Source organism: Bacillus sp. WC2507 (assembly GCF_052656125.1).
Genome location: NZ_JBQXPN010000003.1, coordinates 425743 through 447499, shown reverse-complemented (window position 1 = coordinate 447499; position 21757 = coordinate 425743). Strand labels below are relative to the sequence as shown.

The 21757-nt window shown below is 34.5% G+C and carries 20 protein-coding genes and 1 pseudogene; 13 read left to right on the top strand and 8 right to left on the bottom strand.

Annotation, left to right across the window (positions count from 1 at the left end; all coding sequences use genetic code 11):
• Window positions 1-887, bottom strand: an 887-nt coding sequence (locus tag ACUN28_RS30055) for a DNA/RNA helicase domain-containing protein (protein ID WP_445423533.1), incomplete at its 3' end; no start/stop codon positions are given.
• Between the two features lie 341 nt (window positions 888-1228).
• On the opposite strand from ACUN28_RS30055, the gene ACUN28_RS30050 reads away from it, so the two are divergent.
• Window positions 1229-1429: a helix-turn-helix transcriptional regulator gene (locus ACUN28_RS30050; RefSeq protein WP_000933887.1), complete on the top strand. Its 201-nt coding sequence runs from the start codon at window positions 1229-1231 to the stop codon at window positions 1427-1429.
• A gap of 4 nt (window positions 1430-1433) precedes the next feature.
• Window positions 1434-1727, top strand: coding sequence for a hypothetical protein (locus tag ACUN28_RS30045; RefSeq protein ID WP_330540603.1), 294 nt, complete (start codon window positions 1434-1436; stop codon window positions 1725-1727).
• Between the two features lie 285 nt (window positions 1728-2012).
• Here the strand turns inward: ACUN28_RS30045 and ACUN28_RS30040 are convergent, their stop codons facing one another.
• Window positions 2013-3431 carry a right-handed parallel beta-helix repeat-containing protein gene (locus ACUN28_RS30040; protein WP_445423532.1) on the bottom strand — a complete coding sequence of 473 codons (1419 nt, stop codon included), beginning with the start codon at window positions 3429-3431 and terminating at the stop codon, window positions 2013-2015.
• Window positions 3432-3624: 193 nt separating this feature from the next.
• On the opposite strand from ACUN28_RS30040, the gene ACUN28_RS30035 reads away from it, so the two are divergent.
• On the top strand, window positions 3625-4023 hold the full coding sequence (locus ACUN28_RS30035) for a hypothetical protein (protein ID WP_445423531.1): 399 nt from the start codon (window positions 3625-3627) through the stop codon (window positions 4021-4023).
• 439 nt (window positions 4024-4462) lie between these two features.
• Here ACUN28_RS30035 and ACUN28_RS30030 read toward each other — a convergent pair whose 3' ends face one another.
• Window positions 4463-5281 carry a hypothetical protein gene (locus tag ACUN28_RS30030; protein WP_445423530.1) on the bottom strand — a complete coding sequence of 273 codons (819 nt, stop codon included), beginning with the start codon at window positions 5279-5281 and terminating at the stop codon, window positions 4463-4465.
• 543 nt (window positions 5282-5824) lie between these two features.
• Between ACUN28_RS30030 and ACUN28_RS30025 the strand changes: the two genes are divergently transcribed.
• Window positions 5825-6058 carry a helix-turn-helix domain-containing protein gene (locus ACUN28_RS30025; protein ID WP_445423539.1) on the top strand — a complete coding sequence of 78 codons (234 nt, stop codon included), beginning with the start codon at window positions 5825-5827 and terminating at the stop codon, window positions 6056-6058.
• Between the two features lie 147 nt (window positions 6059-6205).
• Window positions 6206-6556 (top strand): hypothetical protein, encoded by a 351-nt coding sequence (locus tag ACUN28_RS30020; RefSeq protein ID WP_097819107.1) that lies wholly within the window; start codon window positions 6206-6208, stop codon window positions 6554-6556.
• Between the two features lie 437 nt (window positions 6557-6993).
• On the opposite strand, the gene ACUN28_RS30015 is transcribed toward ACUN28_RS30020, so the two are convergent.
• Window positions 6994-7587 (bottom strand): hypothetical protein, encoded by a 594-nt coding sequence (locus ACUN28_RS30015; protein WP_445423529.1) that lies wholly within the window; start codon window positions 7585-7587, stop codon window positions 6994-6996.
• A gap of 1018 nt (window positions 7588-8605) precedes the next feature.
• On the opposite strand from ACUN28_RS30015, the gene ACUN28_RS30010 reads away from it, so the two are divergent.
• Window positions 8606-10039, top strand: a complete 1434-nt coding sequence (locus ACUN28_RS30010) for an ATP-binding protein (protein WP_445423528.1) — start codon at window positions 8606-8608, stop codon at window positions 10037-10039.
• A gap of 217 nt (window positions 10040-10256) precedes the next feature.
• Here the strand turns inward: ACUN28_RS30010 and ACUN28_RS30005 are convergent, their stop codons facing one another.
• Window positions 10257-11579 (bottom strand): GIY-YIG nuclease family protein, encoded by a 1323-nt coding sequence (locus ACUN28_RS30005; RefSeq protein WP_445423527.1) that lies wholly within the window; start codon window positions 11577-11579, stop codon window positions 10257-10259.
• A gap of 505 nt (window positions 11580-12084) precedes the next feature.
• Here ACUN28_RS30005 and ACUN28_RS30000 point away from each other — a divergent pair.
• From ACUN28_RS30000 to ACUN28_RS29980, 5 genes are all read left to right on the top strand, one after another.
• Window positions 12085-12912 carry a hypothetical protein gene (locus tag ACUN28_RS30000; RefSeq protein WP_445423526.1) on the top strand — a complete coding sequence of 276 codons (828 nt, stop codon included), beginning with the start codon at window positions 12085-12087 and terminating at the stop codon, window positions 12910-12912.
• 149 nt (window positions 12913-13061) lie between these two features.
• Window positions 13062-13283, top strand: coding sequence for a helix-turn-helix transcriptional regulator (locus tag ACUN28_RS29995; protein WP_097819102.1), 222 nt, complete (start codon window positions 13062-13064; stop codon window positions 13281-13283).
• A 197-nt stretch (window positions 13284-13480) separates the two neighbouring features.
• A complete protein-coding gene (locus ACUN28_RS29990; RefSeq protein WP_445423538.1) occupies window positions 13481-14023 on the top strand; it encodes an HNH endonuclease signature motif containing protein in 543 nt (180 codons plus the stop codon).
• Between the two features lie 86 nt (window positions 14024-14109).
• Window positions 14110-15168 carry a DEAD/DEAH box helicase family protein gene (locus ACUN28_RS29985; RefSeq protein WP_445423525.1) on the top strand — a complete coding sequence of 353 codons (1059 nt, stop codon included), beginning with the start codon at window positions 14110-14112 and terminating at the stop codon, window positions 15166-15168.
• A 592-nt stretch (window positions 15169-15760) separates the two neighbouring features.
• Entirely contained in the window at window positions 15761-15889 is a 129-nt protein-coding gene (locus ACUN28_RS29980) for a hypothetical protein (RefSeq protein ID WP_445423524.1), read from the top strand.
• A gap of 324 nt (window positions 15890-16213) precedes the next feature.
• On the opposite strand, the gene ACUN28_RS29975 is transcribed toward ACUN28_RS29980, so the two are convergent.
• The 3 genes from ACUN28_RS29975 to ACUN28_RS29965 form a co-directional block, all read right to left on the bottom strand.
• Window positions 16214-17473 carry a hypothetical protein gene (locus ACUN28_RS29975; protein WP_445423523.1) on the bottom strand — a complete coding sequence of 420 codons (1260 nt, stop codon included), beginning with the start codon at window positions 17471-17473 and terminating at the stop codon, window positions 16214-16216.
• Between the two features lie 327 nt (window positions 17474-17800).
• Window positions 17801-17878, bottom strand: a complete 78-nt coding sequence (locus ACUN28_RS29970; RefSeq protein WP_445423537.1) for a hypothetical protein — start codon at window positions 17876-17878, stop codon at window positions 17801-17803.
• A 52-nt stretch (window positions 17879-17930) separates the two neighbouring features.
• Entirely contained in the window at window positions 17931-18440 is a 510-nt protein-coding gene (locus ACUN28_RS29965; RefSeq protein WP_445423522.1) for a recombinase family protein, read from the bottom strand.
• A gap of 374 nt (window positions 18441-18814) precedes the next feature.
• Between ACUN28_RS29965 and ACUN28_RS29960 the strand changes: the two are divergent.
• Together ACUN28_RS29960 and ACUN28_RS29955 are read left to right on the top strand one after the other, a co-directional pair.
• Window positions 18815-19000 (top strand): annotated as a pseudogene (locus ACUN28_RS29960) (hypothetical protein); the annotation flags it as partial.
• Window positions 19001-19282: 282 nt separating this feature from the next.
• Window positions 19283-21172, top strand: coding sequence for a hypothetical protein (locus tag ACUN28_RS29955; RefSeq protein ID WP_445423521.1), 1890 nt, complete (start codon window positions 19283-19285; stop codon window positions 21170-21172).
• Window positions 21173-21757: the final 585 nt, after the last annotated feature.

Sequence of the window (21757 nt, the reverse complement as noted above, 5' to 3'; positions counted from 1 at the left end):
AAATCCATTTTATAGCCATATAGACCTTGTCCGAAGGCTCTATTTTTCAACGTATCTTGTAATACATCTACTAATGGGCCGTTACCAGATAAATAAACTGCATTTTTCATCTCATGTGCAATGGTTAGACCTAAATATGTTTTACCTGCTCCTGGCTCGCCAGATACTAAAATGAGATGATGGGTATTTGTATGTTGGGCTTCTTCAATAATTGAGCGTACAGTTTGTTGTACTTCTGGGAAATTACTGCTTGATACAGCTTTAATGTCAGGGAGTGGTTCATTATTTAAAATAGAACGAGCAGCTTCTAGCATAGAAGGTGAGGGTTCATAGACCCCATCGATTATTTCCTCTAGCGTCAAATTTGGTGCTTCTGTTTTATTTAATATTCGTTTAAGTATGGTTTCCAATCCATCAACGGTGGAAAGGGTGACTTGATAATCTTTTTGGAAAACCCAGCGTTCACCTTCATAGTTTGTAAGCAGTAAAACACCTATGACTTGCATGTCAGATTGTTGAATGGCCGAGTGATAATGTTCGAGATCACGCATATAAAGGGATGTTTGGATATATTCAGAAGGGGAAACGTTATTATAACTTTTACATTCGAGAACGATCAAATAACCATTAATCAATAAAAGTACATCTGGACGACGACCGCCTCCGCGTAAAATCTCATATTCAAAAATAAGTGATGCATCTAAATCAGAAAATCGATTAAATAAATCTTGTAGTTTATTATAACTATCAACCCATGCTCTCTTTTGAGAATCTATTTTTGGGTCATTTGTATTGGTTTTATAAACATGATCTAGCAATTGTTTAACGAAAAACTGTACATCTAATTGCTTAAATTGTTCAATAGTTCCAGCCCAGCCATAGTTCAAGATAAAGGCCTCCTTGAAGTGTAGTAGGATATATTCTTATTATAAGGAATAATATAACTAATTTGGAATAAAAAAAGAGTCAAGTCTTTTATTTGAAGTGTTTTATCCTCAATTCTCCAATTAAAATGGTGAAGTAAGGAAGGATGAAGGAAGATAATTATTTTATGTTAAGGGAAATTAACCAAGGCCTACTAAATAATCAGGGATACGTCTATGTACTTACAGAATGAATACAGAGTTTTATAATATTTAACAAAATGTTAAATATTATATGCGGAATGTTAAAAATAGTATACAAAATGTTAAAAAAAGGATATCTTATTTATAGGAGGTGAGGGTAGTTGTTAAACAACCGGATAGTTGTTTGTCGTGCCGAAAAAGGTTGGACACAGCAAGATTTAGGAGAGAGAGTAGGTGCTAGTCGACAGACTATCGCTTCTATGGAAAGGAATAAATATAATCCCTCTTTAATTCTTGCATTTAAAATAGCCCAAGCTTTTGGAAAACCATTAGAGGAAGTTTTCGAATATAAGGAGGAATAATTAAATGGAATTTATAAAATATGCTGTAATTATTATTATAGTTTTATCATGCCTAAGTGAATTATATATGTTTAAATTTCAAAAAAGCCAAGAGGCAAGAGATGAGAGAGGTTTAGAAATTCAGTATAAAACTACTAATTTTTTATATAACACTCTTTATCTGGGAATAGTTATATTATTTCTCTTTCACATACTACAATATATTACAGCAGAACAATTTGTGAATATTCTCTTATATTTCTTTATTTCTTTAGGGATAATAAAAGTTGCTTATTCATATTGGAAAAGGAGCTATTAAATATAAAAAGAAATACTAAAAATAAGGGATTATATTTTTAATATACTTGTTACTGAATTAATAATAGATTAATTTCTGCGGAGGTATTAGTACTTAATCTTTAGAGAAATTAGCCGCAGCTTACTAATATAATTATAGATAGGCCTATGTACTTACAGAAAGAACACAGAGTTTTTATAAGTGTGGAAAAGTTGTAGTTTCAATAGAAACTACAACTTTTCATTTTCTTTCACTTTTATAGGAGAGGGGAGGGAGCTAAGATACAGCTGTTTTAGTAGATTTGTTTTATTTTAAAATTTGTTTGAACGAAGAGGATAATTTACTAAATACACTATGCTGTTCATTTCCTTCTTGGTTCATACCTGCTTGATAAGAAGGAAATCCTTTATACGTTTTTCTTTTCCATTGCCATAAGCCATTATTTTGATCGAATTCGCCATAGTATTGATTGTAATCAAGTATGTTTCCAGTGTTTTTATTAAAATTATTGCTAATAAAAATACGGCTATTACTTGCATAGATTTGGTTATTGGTAATCACAGTATTGCGGGTATCATAATTTAATTCGATTTGGCCACTCTCTTGATCTTTTGTATCATTTTTATAAATTACATTGTTCGTAATCGTGTTATTTTTAGCATATCCTTGTTGGTTGTCATATCCACCAATTGCAATACCACTCATGATATTATTGGATATTGTATTGTCTTTAACGGTAATTTGGCTTGCGCTTTTTCCTGCATGTTCGCTAGCTACTTCAATCCCCAGGTCGTTTTCATAGCTTTGATTTTGCTCAATGATAATTTCTTTTCCGCCATCCACGTAAATACCATCAGCTGAATATTCATTATAACTCGTATTATTGATGGATGAATTGTGATGAACAATGTTATTACGAACGACTCCATTCCGTGCTTGATCTAAAGAAGCTACTGGTGATACTCCTTCATGTCCAATCAGAACAATTCCGATGTTATTGTTATCATGTACTTTGTTATTGGTAACTTCAAAGGAATCTACATTCCCATTCACAGCAATTGCTTCACTAAGCCCTAATTTCAAATTTGTTACTTCGTTATTATCGATGGCAATATGATTTAAATTATTTTGTGCACTAGATGAAGTACCGTATACGGCAATGCCGTGTGCGTTTCCATTCTTTACATTTGCTTCAATGTGGTGAATATAATTATTTCTAATATCAATATAACTTCCTGTTCCGGTGATATAAATACCAATAGGGGTTTCGTTAACTTTCGTTGATTTTAAATTGCGAAATTCTAATCCTATTACTTGAATATAGTTTTTGTCTTTTATTGTAAATAACCCATCATCTTCTAACTTGATTTTAGAACCATCGAGAATGACTTTTTCATCCTGGTAATTTTGAAAAGTAATGGGTGCTTCTGAGGCACCAGAGTGAGTGACACGAACCTTTTGGTAATAAACTCCGCCTCTTATGTAGATTGTACTGCCTTCTTTAACGACGTTAGCAGCTTTTTGAATAGTAGCGAAAGGTTGATCTAATGTACCGGGATTGAGGTCGCTTCCTGTTGGAGATACATAGTAATTTGTAACAGAAATTACATTGTTATTTGATTGTGCAATGGTAGAGGCAGGGAGTGTAAAAATTAACATACTGAAAGAAAGAATAAAGATAAAAAGCAATTTTTTAAATAAGGTAAATATTGTTTGATATTTCATCATGATCCTCCTTCTTTTTTTAGCATTCCTTCTCAACTATATAGTTAAAACTGACGATTTATATCTTGTATCAATAAAAATATTTACTTGGAATTTTGGGTGGCGCATTAATGACTAGTTAAACCGCTAAACATTTATTTTGGGCGCTACCGTTCGTGAATCTCACATGTTTCATGTAGAGATACTGGAAAAAATGAAAGGGTTATTATTGCTACCTAATTTAGAAATGGCGACTCCGAGACAAGTAGCGGATTTTTACGAAATAAATCAAAATACACTACGCCAACTAATCAAAGAACATTGTGACGAATTAGAAATGGATGGGCTGCATTATAAGAAATATGCCGAAATTAAGACGTTAGGTAATCTCACGCCTAAAATGGAAGAACTAGTTGCATTAAGTATTAGCCGTGTGATTTTACGTGTTGTGATGTTATTACGAGATTCAGAAATTGTGAAAGAGGTTCGCAATCAACTATTAAATATCGAAGAGAAAACGAAAAGTGAAGCTAAAGTCGCGGATATTGATGAAGAAATAAAATTACAAATGGAGGTAGGACAAGCATTTATGTCGGGGGATATCAATGCCTGAGCACAAGCTAAAGAAAAATTAATAGAGCTTAAAAGTCGTCATATTGCTAAAATTGAGAACAAGTTACAAGGACAAAAGACGGTAAAAAAACGTTAGTAAAGAAGAGGGGCATTATAAAACTCCAGGACACATTCTTCGTAAGCTCGTTAACCGGTATTCTGTAGTTATTCACGTTACCATTTGGACAAATAAAGGTTGGTAAGACCGCTGCAACATCTTGTAAATAAGTTGGAGAAAGGAATGGATTTGAAACCTCGAAGAACTAAGGAAAGAAGAAGTAACCCTAGGGTGGCGTATATAAGTGTCATCCGTCCTGAAGAATTTAAAATCATTATTTCTGCAATGGTGGGAATATGTATGAGTAGTGGAGTGGATGTTGCTGATATTCTGAAAGATGCTTAAAAACAAAAAAACCGCGATCTGAATGCGCGATTTTTTGTTAATTAGAGTTTCTTTCTATATTAATTGTGATGCTAGTCCTACGGGGCTTAGGTGTTTGTTCCTGCGTCACTTCTGTTTCGGTTAATTTTTTACATTCCATATAAAGTTTAGAAGAAGAATCGTACACGTAGAATAATTTTTCATTTGAATCCAGTTCTTTATAGAAGACTGATCTATTTTCGTCCATTTGATAATCAAATTTTAAATTAGCTACTGACTTAAATGTTTCTTCAGAAATAGGCTGAATATTATATTCACATTTTGTATTTCTAGCGGTAGCAATTTTGTGGAGTGTAAAGAAATATAATATGCTAAATACAAAAGAAAGTAGTGGTATATTCAAAAAGAAAGCCAAATACTGTTTACTTATGATATATTCACATGAAATTGAGAAGATTAAAAATATGCTAGTTAATATATGAAAAATGAACCCTTTTAAATGCCAGTTTGTTTTAATAACCCTTTTAAATGGTTTTATAGGTATTAATGTAACAATAAAATATATAAATAGAAAGAACCATATGATAGCATTCAAAGTGAATAAGATGGAGTTCCGATATTCATGTAAAGCCGGATAGAGGAGGAAGCTATAAATAATATATACAAGAGTTCCTATAAGTATGCCTATTGTATAAGACCAAAACTTTAGTTTTAATTGATTGGATTTATCTTTAAAGCGTCCGTCAAGTGCGTTCGTTGTTGCTACATTAATGAATTGATTAATAATGTATATGAAAGCAGCTGTAGTGGCACCTAAAAGTGCTACAATGACGGGGGAAAATTTGCTTATGGTTTCAATGGATAGATCGTTAAACATTTCATTTATTCATTCCTTTTACATAATATTTATATAAAATATTATAACAATTTTAAAGGCTAACAAAAATAAATTTTTGGTGTTTATCAATGTTTTTAATTTTAAATGTTATTGCATAAACAATGTATGCAAAAAGACAGGGTTATTACGCCTTGTTTTTTTCTTTCAGTACCGCTAACCCAGATAAATAATAATTAACTTGTTTGTCGAATTATTACTGAGAGTATTAAAGAGATACGTATAGAAAATGGTGAGGTAAATGAAAAGACAAAGCGTTCATTCAGCAATTTCCGCTTTAATGACACTATTATATGAACACAAAGATTCAGAACTGGGAATTAAGACTTTAGAGTTTTACATTGAGAATGGTTTGTTAAATGATACAGAGTTACTGGCGAAGATATTCGAAGAAACACAGTGTTACGACTAACTTAATACAATAAGGCTATTCGATATGACAGCTGCGGAACGGATAGAAGATATTTTACGGGGGAATTGAAGATAGATATTCAAAAAGGAAGATTTAATGTGAACGATTTATATATGTTACAGCCCGTGGATGTACGTCAGTGGGTACATGATAATGTCATGACTACTCCAGAAGCGATTGAAATATTGGGAATATCACGAGCAAGATTGTCACACCTGATAAAGAAAGGAAAGATAACGCCAATTAAGAAGCAAGGTTGCACCTCCTTTTTCTTACGAGAAGATTTGGAAAAGAAACTTGATAGATTAATTAAATTAAGAAAGCACTATCGTCCTTACGAAAATTAATATAATTCAGTCGATTTAATTTTAAATTTCAAAATCAGTAAAGTTCCTTATTTAATCACATCCCAAAAAATGAGCAAATCCACAATAGAACAAAACACCTATATCTTCCATAACTTAACATTGTATAAAAAAAAGGGGAGATAATATATGTATGATTACAATCCGTATTACCAAAACGGAACCAATGAACAACAGCAGGTTTCGAGGTTAGTTAATTCAAGCTCTGAAGGTGAATATCGTCAAGCAGCACGTTTTTTTTTCAAAGGTAACGGGGATTTCAAAGTGAATTGTCCAACACGTAATGCTCATCATGCCAGTAGGGTGGTTGCATCAATTTGTGAAGTATCTTGGAACGGATCTGATTGGGTGCCATGGTCAGGGGATGCTAACATGTCAATTTCGAATGTCATTCCTAAGCATGGCGGGGACGTAGAAGTACGGGGGCATATATTCTGGGGTTCACCTCTCAATTATCAAATTTCACTCATTTGGTTTTAAGGACATTTACCATAAAAAAGCAACTATAGGGCTCATGAAGCTTGGATAACGTTAATGCAACAGTTTTCATATGAAAGTGATTTCAAACCTCTTCATGAACACCCGCTGTGACGATGTGGGGCAACTTGTTTCATAAGGATGATGAAACTTATAAGGAAAGAACAAGAACGTGAAGCTCGACGGATTGAACGCATGGAAATGATTAAGAGTTTGGAGTGAAGGTACTCGGCTGGCTACCGAGTACCTATTTTGCTATTTCAGGCTCCCATATACTACATGAGCCTTTTGTCATTGTCGCTATAAACATTTTTTATATCACATATATTTTCATGTGGCTTCCTTACAATTTTTTTCTTTTATCTACAATAGTAGTGTCAACAAAAGAATTAAAGCCGCTATCTCAAGCGGCTTTAATCGTCATATGTTAGTTTCAGAAATCACTTTACTGTTACGAATGCATTTACAAGTCTGGCTCTACTTTCTTTGGGATACGCATGTCTTTCTAAAAATTCTTGATGCCATGTTCTATCCTGGACGTTTAAATCCTCTATTTTATAGCCTAAATAAGCGTTAAATTTATCCCGATTCAATTTAATTTCATGAACTAATCCTTTATAAGGAATATTGATCGAAACGTTATCTAAAAACGAGAACTGGCGTAGTAGGCGAGCGCTTTCTTGAGTTAGTATTTTATTAATCTTGTCGCCTGTTCCGAAATATTCTTCGTATGCTTTAGCGTCATTACCCGTTTTTTCATTTAGTACAACGTATTCTTTGAAAGAATTAACGTATTGAATGTTGACGTTTTTAGAATCCTCGCTTATACATACTTCCTTTAGAAATGGGCTTCCTTGTATATTCTTTATGTACAAACGTAATGCGGGATGTCCTTGTGTAGCATCGATTACCCATGTTTTTCCTATCTTTTTTGATAGTACATCACCTTTTGCACATAGATTTTTTATGTATCCAGGCGATAAGTTCCATAAAACTGCAGCTTCTTCAACTCCAATTACTTTATTTAAAATCATTCGAACCCTCCTATTTAGTGCGGTAACGCACTTTATATTGTTATTCACACATTAACATGCGTTATCGCATTTGTAAAGTGATTAATGTATGTACACTATTAATAGTTGAGGATAGAGTGCGAGCATAGTATCAGATATTAAGGAAAAACGAAAAATAACACCACTGTCTACGAAAAGTGGATAACGGAAGTGACTGCTGCTAACTAAGCGAAGTGTAAGTGGATGGGGAACGGAGTAAGGCAGACGCAAAGTTTAAACGAAAATAACGAGACGACTTACTGATAATACAGAGGAGGACAAGGTACTTGGGAGTTAGGGGAAGTGGACGAGGGCAAAAAAAGAACGCTATTGTATGAGAGCGTCCTTGAGGCAGTTAAACTGCTTTTATGATAAATCAATACCAACTTTGTTTGCTTTTTCAATTAGATAATTACAAAATGCGGAACAAGCAGGCACAGTATAAATGTTGTAGAGGGGAGAATTCAGTAGAAAAAATTAGGTATCCTTAAAAAGAGTTTTCTTATTTAAATTAAGTAGTTGTTATGTAACGGGTATGTTATGAAACATTTCTTTTTACTAGACTCATATAAAGATTGTTCTTTTACCTGTGTCACATTACAGTTAAATAATAATGTCCTTCAAAATTTATCAGATAGCGATAAAGCGGTATTAAAAAAGAATTAGATACAATAATAAAGTCTGATTTTTAGATAGAAAGATGATGATTATACATAAACACTGTATCGAATGCATTTGCTTTATTTTCCATTACCTCATCTTTCTATATGAAGTCAAGTGGATCAACACATAAATTAATTCCTTTGTGGGTACTACTTCTTTCTTATAGGAAGCACTGCTTACTTGATATCAAAGTAACTTTTTTCATTTTTGCTTTTATAATTTGAGTGTCGTGGTCTTAACTTTGTATAATAAACCCTATTATTATAAAATGTGAAATATAAAATAAAGAAACAATTCATAAGAAAGAATCATGTCAAAGAGGAAAAGGTGTACAATGATGAAGAAATTCGACTTAAACATTGAAAAAGTTTTGGAACATTGGACTGTAGCACATGCATTAAGGGAAATCATCGCGAATGCATTGGATGAATCTATTTTAAGTGAAACAAAAGAACCGATCATATGGAAAGATGATAATGGAAAATGGCATATTAAAGATTACGGAAGAGGACTGAAACATAATCACTTAACGCAAAATGAAAATAAAGAAAAGTTGATACATGTCGAAAAAGTAATTGGAAAATTTGGAGTCGGATTGAAAGACGCTTTGGCAACTTTTGATAGAAGAAACATACATGTATTAATAAAATCTCAGCATAATGATATTACAATTAAAAAGTTATCGAAAGAAGGATTTGCAGATATTACGACATTGCATGCAATCGTTCAGGAACCTTCAGATCGCAATATGGTTGGGACCGAATTTATTTTAGGAGGGCTGCAAGATTCAGATATTGAAAAAGCAAAAGACTTTTTCTTGTTATATTCAGGAGAACAAGTGATTGAAGAAACAAAATATGGCGCTTTACTCGAAAAAGTGGATAACAAGGAATCTCGCATTTATGTGAATGGGCTTTGCGTAGCTGAGGAAGAAAATTTGCTCTTTTCCTACAATATTACCTCACCAACTAAAAAACTTTTAAAATCGTTAAACAGAGAAAGAACAAATGTAGGAAGAAGTGCGTATTCGGATCGAATGAAATCCATCTTACTGGCATGTACTGGATCTGTATTTGCAGAAAAATTGGTTAGTGATCTTGAAAAAATTCAAAAAGGTAACTCTCATGATGAGCTACAATGGATAGATGTGCAACTGCACGCATGTAAGATTTTAAACTCGAAAGAAAAAATATTGTTTTTAACCTCGGATGACTTAATCGGGGGCAGTAAATATATCAATTACGCGAAAGATGAAGGGCATAGAATTGTTACCATACCAGAAACGCTTGCACTCAAATTATCTAAAACAAAAGATATTTCTGGAAATGAAATCGTGAATTTGGATTACTATTCAGTGCATTGGAATAATAGTTTTGAATTTAAATTTGTAGATGAAAAAGAATTAAGTAAAAAAGAAAAGGAAATTCATGAGTTAAAACATGTGATTCAAGGATGGTTTCCGAAAAATATACAACCTGTAAAGGCAATCAAGATTTCTGAAACCATGAGACCTGATGGCTTTACTGGATCAGATGCGCTAGGATTATGGGATAAATCGGACCGTACGATTATTATAAAAAGAAGCCAATTGAAAAGTGTTGAAGCATATGCTGGAACTTTAATTCATGAGTTTGTTCATGCTTATACAGACGCAGATGATGAAACAATAGAATTTGAAAGCGGATTAACAGATATGTTAGGTAAAATAGCAACAATGGTCATAACGAGTAAAGAAAAAGATACATGGTTCAAACGAGTGTTCAAGTTTTAGTAAGTATGTCTCTTGCTACTTCCTAACGTTAAAGCGGGGAGTTTCTCGCGATAAATGATAAAAAACGGTAAAGAGCGTTCTTTACCGTTTTTAAACCAATTTATTTCTCCCTAGTTTTATCGAATTGGAATAAATCTTCTATTTTACAATCAAAGTAAAGTTCTTCCCACGTTATTTGAGCTACTTAACTTTGAAAGGGGGTCTCTTTTTTGTATTTTTACTTTTGCTTTTGTTTCAATTCAAATGCTTTTGCTCGACGGTCTCTCATGCCGATAATGACATTTTGGTTCACATTTATTTTTTCGGTACGTAAACGCTCAATACACTCGTCTATGATAGCAATTTCGTTATCATAATCTTTCAATTTCCGAAACGCCATAGTATACGAAGTGTATAGCGCAGGTGCGTTGTAGCCGTTGTATCTTGCTTTATCGAACAACTCAATAGCTTTTTCTAAGTTGCTCGCCTTACGTTCTTTATCTCCTTTTTCCCAGTACGGCATACCCTCGTCAAAACCTCGGCCCCAGTTGTGTAGATTTTTTATTTCAGATAAAGGTACTCGTGAGTGAACAGGGTTAATAGAAGAAGGTCCACTCTCTTTTGCTACAATTTCGCCGTATTGTTCTTTTAGAAACTTCCAAACATCAATCAGATGATAGGTAGGTACGTTTCTACCTAATTTCTCTAAGGCTTGTTGTTGGTCTAACTCATAGTTTTGGACTTCATCGTCGCCTACATATATCCATGCACTAACGGACTTAGCGTATTTGCTCTTTAGTATTTTTTTTCCGTTTTCTGTTAGTAGAGTATTCACTTCATCTAGATACTTCTCTAGGTTTCCGCCGTAGATTATGCTGATTTCATCTCGCATATTGCGTGTGATGAATACAACAGCTTTCAAATTTTTCTCTTCTACTTTATCAAACGTTCTAGACTTTTGCCCGAAGTAATGTTCATCAATTTCATTTGAAAACAACACAGGAGCAGTTTCAAATTTTAATTCGGGTGTGTTAGGACTGCGAGAATAACCATTATCACGATTAACAAATAAAGGGGTTATCCGGTTTGTTAATCTATTGTTTGTTTCGTTTAACACTCTAGCCATTTCTTTACTTTCAAGCTCAATAGCTTCGTCCTCTGTTAATCCAGTTGCAACGAAACGAGAGTCAGTTTCGTATTGTTCGCGAATTTTTTCAGCTACATAAGCTCTTGCGTGATATTCTTTATAACGATTACCCCGTCCTTTGCCCACATAAAAAATTTCGCCAGTTTTTTTTATGAACCATTCATATACATAAAAATCATTCGCGGTACCTTCAGTAGATACGCCAACAGGAGAAGAAGAAATTGTAATATTTCTATCTTCGTAGTTTGGTGTGAGGTTGATAGAAATAACTCGTCCGATATTTTTGTTTTCACTTTCTTCCAGTTCATCTTTTTTTGTTTTGACTATCATCTTTCTCATTTCTCCGAAAGAGTTTTTATTTTCTTCTTGTTCATTTTTCTTTTTGTTCCCGAAAAATTTATCGAATAATCCCATAGGTGAACCTCCCCCTTTATTTTTATGATATTCGAATATGATATTTAACACTATACCGTTTTTTTGTTCTATTTCGCGGAACGTTCATTCTCAATTCTTAATTGATATTTATAAGTTTTTGTTACCATAGATTACCAGTAATTGGCTTTTCATTTTGTACTCTAAACAATTATTTAAAAACTTTTGTATAATTAAAGTTAAATCTTTTCTATTGGTAGAGTATTTTAAATAGATTAATAATTTTTTGTAAGTTATGGATTTGTTAATGGAAGTGATACTTTATTCCATAGAATTAATAAGTGATCAGAAGTGGGAATTTAATCCGGCTTTTCAAGAGTTTATTTAAGAATGAATCGAAGAAACGTGAAAAAATTATGAAGTCTGACTAACAAAAAACATCACTAACTAAGATAGATGAAAATATAGACAATTATGGATAACTATGATAGTGGTAAAGGTGATATAGCTAGACACAGATTAAGACTTTAGAGGGGGAAATGAAGAAATGGACAAACAAGGGCGTATAGAGTTAATAAACAGTAGGCATATGGTGAATAATTCATTTGGAGTAATTGATGAAGTAGGAATCTCTTCTTTAGCTGCTGAATGTGAGGTGTCAGTAGTAACAATTAAAAAAGATTTAAAAGAAATGGGTTGCATTATTTATAAAAGAAAAAATCCTAAAATAAAAGATTTAAGTGAATATGAAGCAATCGTTGAGCAGCTGTCATTAAAAATAGTAAAACGAATGCCTAGATATGCTCAAAAAAGGTCAGTGAGAGAGGGTATTGGTAAAAAGAATTGGGATAAAGTTAGAACGGTTATGTTAGAGAAATATTATCGTAGATGCTCTGTATGTGGTTTTAAACCAGAAGATACAGGTATGCTTGAAGTTCATGAACAGTGGGAATACGATGAAAATAAAATTGTATTAAAGTTAGTGGAACTTTCATTGTTATGTACATATTGCCATAGTTTTCAACATTTAGAGCATACAGCTATGCTTAGAATAAGACGTAAAACGTGGGGAGAAGATCGCCACAAACTAAACATACATTTCATGAAAACGAATCAATGCACGCAAGATGTATTACAGGCTAGTCTATCTTTATCAGCTAAAAAGTTACAAGATGCTATGTTTCAAGAACATGATGCATTAAGGGACATGCAACCGAATGAAGTAGCAGAGTACAGAAAAAGAAAGAAACAGTTAGAAACTGCAAATTGGTTTTACTGGATATTTGAAGATATGCCACTGCGTGATGAAGTCATAGTAGCATTGAAGAACAAAAACAAAACAGTTGTAAATGATCGAATTACAGGATATTTTTAATTTTCGAGATGTCTCTCCTCAGTAGTTAGGAAGTCACATATGTGGCTTCTTTTTTTGCACTATTTTTGATTTCTCCGTTACAAAAACGAATTAGGGTCGGATTTAATTAGTGTAAGACAACTTAATAAACGATTGGAGGTGAATATTCGATGGTTACAGCAACAACAGTTAAAGTTGTACGGGCGTTTCTGGACATTAATCAATCAGAATTAGCAGAACGAATGGGCGTTAGTACAAGTTTGGTGTCTGCAATCGAGAATAGGGGCAAACGAATTACACCCAATTTCATCAAACGATTTAAACGGGCTGTTGGTATTATGGATTCCGTTTTAATGGATATCGTATGTCTACAGAGTAAGTTAGGGGAATAAGAGACGTTACTTCTCCTTTTTAAACGCTAATTAAGTGTTAGAAATCTACTAAGTCATTAATAGAAAGGAAATTGAGATGAATAAACAACGTAAGAGGAAGTTAACAGAGGAGCAAATAACAGGTACGGGAATTATACGCAACAGGTGAAGGGACACAGAAGCAATTAGCCGAGAAGGTTGGTGAATCCAAAGACACAATTGGCAAATACGTAAAGAGCGTTGAAAAGCCGAGTCCAACGGTACAAGAACGATTTGATGCGAAATGGATTGAGGATGAGAACGGTTGTTGGAATTGGACTGCTTATCGTAATGAAGACGGATACGGGCAATTTAATGTAAATGGCAAAACAAAACGGGCAAATAGAGTAGCGTATCAATTACACAAAGGCGATATTCCGAGGGGGTTGGAGGTGTGCCATACTTGTGAAATTTCTCCTTGCGTGAATCCGGATCATCTAATTTTAGGTACGCAAAAGCAGAACAACCAGCACAAAATAGATCGGTATCGCCAGCATTGGCAGTTTCCTGCGATTACATACTTAGAGATGGGCGTTTGGTATCAAATCGGTATGTCGTTAGAACAGATTGCGCAGTATTTCGGTATCAAGAAAGAAACGTTAAGGCATAGATTGAAGGATTTGGAGCAAGACCGAGATAGAGTTATTGATGCAGGTGCTGAGGAAGGTCCGTTTTATTACGTTAACAGAGCAAAGTTTGAGGATAAACAGTCAGCTATGTAACACACATAGGTGGTCTTTTCATAGGTTGTTCATAGCGATGGAACGGTGAACTGTCTATTTATTCGAAATAACATGGAGGAGACGAAATGAGCAACCAAGTAAAAATAATCGATAGCATGATGGGGACAGGCAAGACGAGTTATGCGATTCAATTAATGCGGGAAGCAGACATAAGCCAAAAATTTATTTACGTCACGCCGTTCCTTGAAGAAGTTCAGCGTATTAAATCTGAAGTAAGTAATCGAGACTTTAAAGAGCCGGAAAATCGGCACGGATCAGGAATGAAATTAGAATCGTTGAAGCGTTTAATCGCTAATGGACGTGATATTGCGACAACTCACGCGTTATTCGCTATGGCAGATGAAGAATTAATGGATTTATTGCGACGGGAGAATTATACGCTGATAATTGATGAGGTGATGGAAGTGGTTTTACAGCTACAAGGTTTACGAAGGGATGACATTCCCGTTTTAGTGTCCAGTGACTTAATTAAAATTGATGTCGACACCAGTCAGGTTATTTGGATATCTGATCCGAAGTTGGATGCAAAATATAATAATGTTAGAGACTATGCTTTAGCAGGTGATCTTTACGCTGTAAACAACGCTGCATTCGTTTGGAATTTTCCTGCGAAGATTTTCAACCTGTTTGAACAAGTGTACATTATGACTTATTTGTTTGACGGACAGTTACAGCGTTATAATTATGACTTACATGGTATTCAATACGATTACTATGCAGTGATTAAAGAAGTGGATAGATACGAGCTTGTCCCGAAATCAGAAACTTTAGAAGAACGTTCAAAATTGAAAGAACTGATTCAGATTTATGATGGCAAACTGAATGAGATTGGCGACAAAGATACTGCATTGTCGAAAAGTTGGTTTGGAAACAAACATAACGCTACTAAGGTTAAGCAGTTGAAAGACAATCTATATAACTATTTCAGAAATGTACAGAAAGCAAAGGCGGACAGTATACTTTGGACAACGTTCAAGGATGTCATGCATAAGCTAAAGAGAAAAGGCTTCAGCAAGAAGAACAGAAAGATAACCCTGATTCAATCGGTAAAGCGTGTTTCACCGCGTTTAATTTACGTGCCACTAACAAATACAAGCACAAGACCGTTCTGGCTTTCTGTTTGAATCGTTATATGAACCCGATTGAAAAACACTTCTTCCATAGCATGATGTGCTGATCGATGAGGATTTATTGGCGTTATCAGATTTACTACAATGGATATTTCGTTCAGCAGTAAGAGAAGGTAAGCCTGTCCAAATCTACGTTCCAAGTCGCAGGATGCGTGCATTACTAATAAAATGGTTGAATAACGAACTATAGGACTGATTGACGGGAGGGATGCTATTTCCTCTCGTTCTTTTTTCTAGCAGATGAAACGTGCTATAAACGTTTGGAAACGCAGTCGTATCAATGGTTACAGGCATTTCCTCTTAAGAGAAAGATAGATATAAAACGTAATAGCGTAATAACCTTCACCTAAAGAGCTTAACAGCTCAACGGTTCGGTCCTGTACTATCAGCTTATCAGCTTCAGTAACAGCTGGTAAAGTACTATCGATTATATTTTATGTGAATACTGCTGCACAGCGGTATTCAGCCGAGCAATGGAGCGAAGCGTATTGCTGGCTTATTACGTTAACACGTCTTAAATTATATACGGTACTATGCGGACAGGACAGTAGTAAGTCTATTACATTGTTGTAGGGTATGTTAATCTATGAGCCGAAAGCGTCTTTACGGTCACATAACCGATGCAATCGAATTAGAACATCCACAAAAGGCAGAGTACATCTTAAGGATTGAGAAGTTATGGGGAGAATTTATAGAAGCAATTGGCGTAGTATGAAAATCCGTAAGAATGATGAAATACTTGGTGTAGCCTGTCCGAAAACGTCAATGCCCAAAATATCGAGGGGGACCGTTTAGCCTTTAATTTACATTCTAAAGCCTAGATGCATCAAGCGTTTGATCAATTGTTTCGGATTTGTTGTAAAGTAAAAACACTTAACAGTATGACGTTGGATATATTACATAAAATGAGTGTTGACTACAAAAAAGCCCTACCGTAATCGGTAAGGGCGAAGCGTTAATTACTAGATTTACTTTGGCAACATGTTCAGACACGTATATTTGAAAAGAACATGGCTATTTACTCCGATGGCTGGAAATACTATTTATTTGGAAATTTGTGAAACTCGTAATGCCACTGGAAGAATTTTGAGTTATTAGCGTTCCACGACAGGAAAGCTCTTCCTTTTAAATGCGCTAATCGTCTTGAAAGATCCTTCGTTATAGTGTGCGAACTATTTTTATCCACAGTGACGATACGGCCGTCGTACCCTACACCTATGTACCCTAGCTCGAAAAGTTTATCGCAACCGTTTAAAGTACACATTAGGGTGACGACGTTATAGTCTTTTTTTTCCTCCAACGTACAAGCTGCTCTTTTTTTTATGTGACTGCAGACAAGTAAATCTGCACCCATAGTTTCTCCGCAGCATGCACATACACCAGTTGGACTATTATTAAGTAGGTGCTTTCGAAGGTGAAATTGTTCTAAGCGTCCTGTTTGATTTTGATTTACATCTAAGTCCCCGTTGAATTTTATTAGCTCGTTTTCAAAGGCGAGTTTACTGATAGCGGGTTGGAACGAATTACTTTGTAAATCATAGTAATTAAAGACTTTTGCGCTTTTTTCGTTATCTAGTACAGTGAAAGATTGGATGAAGTCTTTGTTATAGCCTATGACCTTTGTTAATTCTTTTATCTTTATTTCTTGTGGATTTAAATCTTGAATTAGGTATATCAACTCAAAAGGCTCTTTGCCCGTTTTTGTTTTCCATAGTTTTTCTGCTAATCCTTTACTCTCGATTTTATGTGTGATAACCCCTGAAAAATATGCCATCCCATCACCGCAGAATAATACAGTTGAACCAGCAGTTATACGAAGGAATTTGCTTCTATGATAAAGTGTTGTTCCCCAACAATGAAAACCAGATGAACCATACGTGTTGGAAATGTCATTGAATGTCTTTTGATCTATATAAGGTTCTAGAGTTTCAAGAGAGACTTTGCGATAGATAGTTTGCTTTAGGTTTGCTGATACGATGTCATCAGCTTTTCCTGCAGGTTGCAAAGTAACTGGAGGAAGGTAAGTTTCGATGTTGGAATTTGCTTCTTTAATAATTTCTCTTTCTACTGAATTAAGCGTCTCTTCATTAAAATCTTCTCCAAAATCTATAGGGGAGAGTTGTTTGCCAATGAATTGTAATCGTACTCCTAACATATTGGCAATAGTAGTTTGGTGGTCCTCAGGAATAGGTTTTCCTTTTATCCACTCACTAACGGTTTGTTTAGAAACTCCTACTGCATTTGCGATTTCTTTTCCTTTAATATTTTTTTTCGTAACGAGAAAATTAAAAACAGACATCTCAATCGCTCCTTATCTAATGGGTTGATTTCCTTCTTTTTTATAGGATACTACATACATTATTAAGAAAGCAATATTTACGTTTTTGGCTTTTAAACAATATTTTTAACGGGTTGATTTAATTAATTACTAATAGGTTGATTTTATGTTGGTTCTTTAGTGAAGTGAATTTAGTTAATAAAGGATTGAGTTTTATATTTATTTGTTAGAATATATTTCGGGATACTGATGAGGTCGTCAAGAAGTCAAAAAGTCCCTGCCTTAATTGGCAAGGACAATCAATTAATGTATACTGCCGCTTAATAGGAGTTATTAAACACTTAACCATCAACGTAACCCTTCACGCTCCAATAGTCTGTATAAAGTTCCTGTGCCGATTGTGAGTGTTTTGCATATGTCCCGCACTGATTTTCCTTCTTTGTACCATTCGATTGCCTGCAACGCCTTATGAGCCTTTTTACCGCTGTTTAATCATAGAACGCTTGAATTGTACAAGTCCTGAGAATACAGTCAGTAGAAATTCATTCATCGGATTTTCACTTGATGTGTCTAACCACGTTTCTGTAACGGACTTCAAGCCCGCATTTTTTTCTTTGATCCGCTCGATAATCTCCAGTAGATCTTTTGTTGAACGGGAGAGACCTACCTTTTTGCAATCATTTGCTTTATAATTATGGTCTTCAAATTGTATCGGCTCGTTCTTCATAAATACTACGTAATTACAGATTACAACAGTCGTAATTGTATCGACATTTCGGTTAATAACTTTGTAGTCGAGAAAATATGTGAAGTATCGAAAGTTTTCCCTATACTGATGTAAAGTACGTTCAGCTCGTCCTTCAGCAACCTTAGCATGGTAGAATTTCTCCAATAAATCGTCAATCGTTTGTGTGGTAAATGTTCTTAACTCTTTCTTCACACGTTTCCTTTTACGCTTTGAATCGGTTCTTTCATTATTAGATGTCATAAAAAAACACCTCCTATGTCTTTAGTGAAAACGAGAGAAGAGACGTATAACTACCCGCTGCAGCTGACCGCCACCCTGCGTCAATTCAACGAAAAATAAAAAACGCATCAAACGTTAATCTTACGCGGCTTACGACCAATGTATGACCCCGGAGAGGCTCGAACTCACGATCGCCACCCTTTCAAGGTGGCGGTCTCCCTGCTGAGCTACGGGAGAAATGTTGATTTAAAGGCATTTTTACGAGTTTATATAAATGAAATTCTATTAAAAAAGCAATGGTTATTGTAAGTTATGTGACCATTTGTGACCACATATATATAATGAAATTAATATAGATTGATTAATATGCATTAAACAACACTGGAGGAATTACTATGAAGTCATTGAAGAAAGTAGTTTTATCAGGGATGGCTACAACGTCAATCTTTAGCGCTTGCTCTACGAAAGAACAAGCAAACTACGAGCTGTATAAGAAACACGACTCTGTTGAAACTGAGAAAGGAGAAGAGGAAACGTCCAACCCGACTAAGGTCGAAAAGGTTGACGAAGAACCTGCGAAGGGAGCCTTTTCATATAGGGAAGATATTCTGAAACAAAATTATAGTCTATAAAACCGAGATATCCGCTATAATTAAATCACCATATACAGCACAGTTAAGGATTCCAAGGAGACTCTTAATGATGAAAGGAAGCATCAAAAAAGATAAGAAAACAGGAAAGGTGAAGGGATACGAAAGAGGAAGATAGCAATTAGTAAACCTTGCGAGGTCAAGCTCCATTCCCGCAAATGTTTTATTTAGTAGGGTGATTGATATCGCTTAATAGCAAGGAGAGAAAAAGTTTTGGCTAGAAAGAAAACACATGAAGAATTTATTGCAGAAGTAAAAGAGAGGGTTGGAGATGAATATACAGTTCTAGGTCAATATGTTAATGCAGATACAAAGATAATGATTAGACATAATTCTAGTCAATGTGAAAACAATGAACATCTATTTGTTCCTTATCAGTTTTTAGGTAGTGGCTATAGATGTCCTATATGCAGAAAGAAAGAGCAAAACTTGAAGCAGACTAAAACTCATAAACAATTTGTTCAAGAGGTACACGAGTTGGTCGGAGATGAATTTACTGTTATCAGTACATACAATGGCTCAACGAAAGATATAGGGATTCGACATAGTAGTGATTTGTGTGAAAATCATGAATTTAAAATTATGGCTAGTAAATTTCTGAGTAGTAAAAAATGTCCTAGATGTAAAGAAATGGCAAAAACGAAAGCGAATCATGAGAAGTTCTTGGCAAGAGTAAAAGAATTGCTCGGTGATGATTATGTGGTTATAGGTCAATATGTAGACTCACATACAAGGGTACTGATTAGACATAACTGTGAACTTTGCGATAATCATGAGTATCTAGCTGATACAAACCCAAGTAGATTAGTCAATGGATGTCCTAGATGCAATGTAATTAACAAGGGGAGAAATTTAGCAAAATCTCATGAGCAATTTGTTCAAGAGGTCTATGATTTAGTAGGTGACGAATACATCATCCTAGGTCGATACATAAGAAATAGTGATAGTATTAAAATTAAACACAATAAATGTGGTCGCTCAAGTATGGTTAAACCTGCCAATTTCCTTAATAGGGGAGGAGGTTGTATCCACTGTAAGCAAGGTAGAATTAGTCATCGTAAGTTTGTTAGAGATATGTATGATAGATATGGATGTGAATATAGCGTACTAAGTTATTTTAATACTGTTAATGATAGAGTAACAGTTAAACATAATGTATGTGGCAACACGTATGAAACTTTTCCTCTAGGTATCTTGGATGGTCAAGGCTGTAGAAAGTGTTACATTGAAAGCAAAAGATTAACTACTGAACAATTCAAAGAAAAAGTATATAAATTAGTAGGAGAAGAGTATGAAGTTTTAGGCGAGTACCAGAACAATAACAAGAAAATAAAAATGAGACACAATAAGTGTGATAGAGAATATAATGTTTATCCATCTAACTTCCTAAGTGGAAAGAGATGTGGCGAATGTGTAGGTAATGTCATGAAGACAACAGAACAGTTTAAGCAAGAGGTTCATGAACTAGTCCAAGATGAATATATGGTTGTGAGCGAATACACTGGTGCATCAAAAAGAATATTAATGAAACATAATGAGTGTAACACTGTATATAAAGTAAAGCCCTCAAATTTCCTGAATGGAAGAAGATGTCCTAGATGCAGTTCTTCAGAAGGAGAAAAAAGAATAGCAAAGTGGTTAGACGAAAGCTTCTATAAGTATAAGAGGGAAGCTACATTTAACAATTGTAGAGACAAGAATAAATTACCATTTGATTTCTTATTGACTATAGGAGAAAAAGCGGTTTTAGTTGAATTCGATGGTAGACAGCATTTTCTACTAGAAGACAACTGGGGTGGAGAAGATAAATTTATAAGAGGTCAACTACATGACCAGATCAAGAATAAATATTGTATTAGCAATAACATCCCACTTCTAAGAATTAAATATACTGCATTGCATGTAACAGAACAATTAGTTGAGAAGTTCTTGAATAATACTTTATCATTAAATAATACAATACTGGAGGATTACTACGACAATGACAAAGGTTGTCAATATGTGGTGATAGGGCTATCAACATCAGAGAAAACGGTAAGGAAAGAAGAGCAATTATGCTTAGCATTGTCCTGGTTTTCCACAACAAAAACTATTGAGAAGTAGTAGTTGCACAATAATTGTGAACGGAAAACGGCTTGAAACTTTGATACGCCAACAAAAGTTACTCGTTCTGCACTTTAAAACGCAGGAGGCGTTGCTGCTATGTTCTTAACAACTGATGCAGTTATGGCTAAAACTAGAAGAATTGAAGCAAAAAAGTTCCAGTAAAAATACCTCAGAATTAATCCTACCTCCCATATTGGTAGTAGGATTTTTTGTACGAAAATTTTGATGTGACTGAGATTAAATAAAAGCAGATTTTAATTAATAAGTGAATGAATAATTAACGCTAATATGAACTAATAACTATAATAAATCTGTAGGGGTTGAACGAAAACTGTATCAGAATTTAATAGAAATCTGTTTTGGTAGGTTTGAAAATGTCGATTTAACGGTATTTTGAAACTGAGAATGAGGTACTGGTGTCCTCCACAGTCTTCAAAACCAAAGAAGCTTAAATCAAAAAAGACAGCTAGTAACTCTTACTAAGTTCACTGTCTTTTTAATTTAAAAGTTAAATCCTACATAATTAAAGGAAACCTTCCACAGCTTTAAGAGCATATTTTTGGTCACAAATGCGGTCACTAT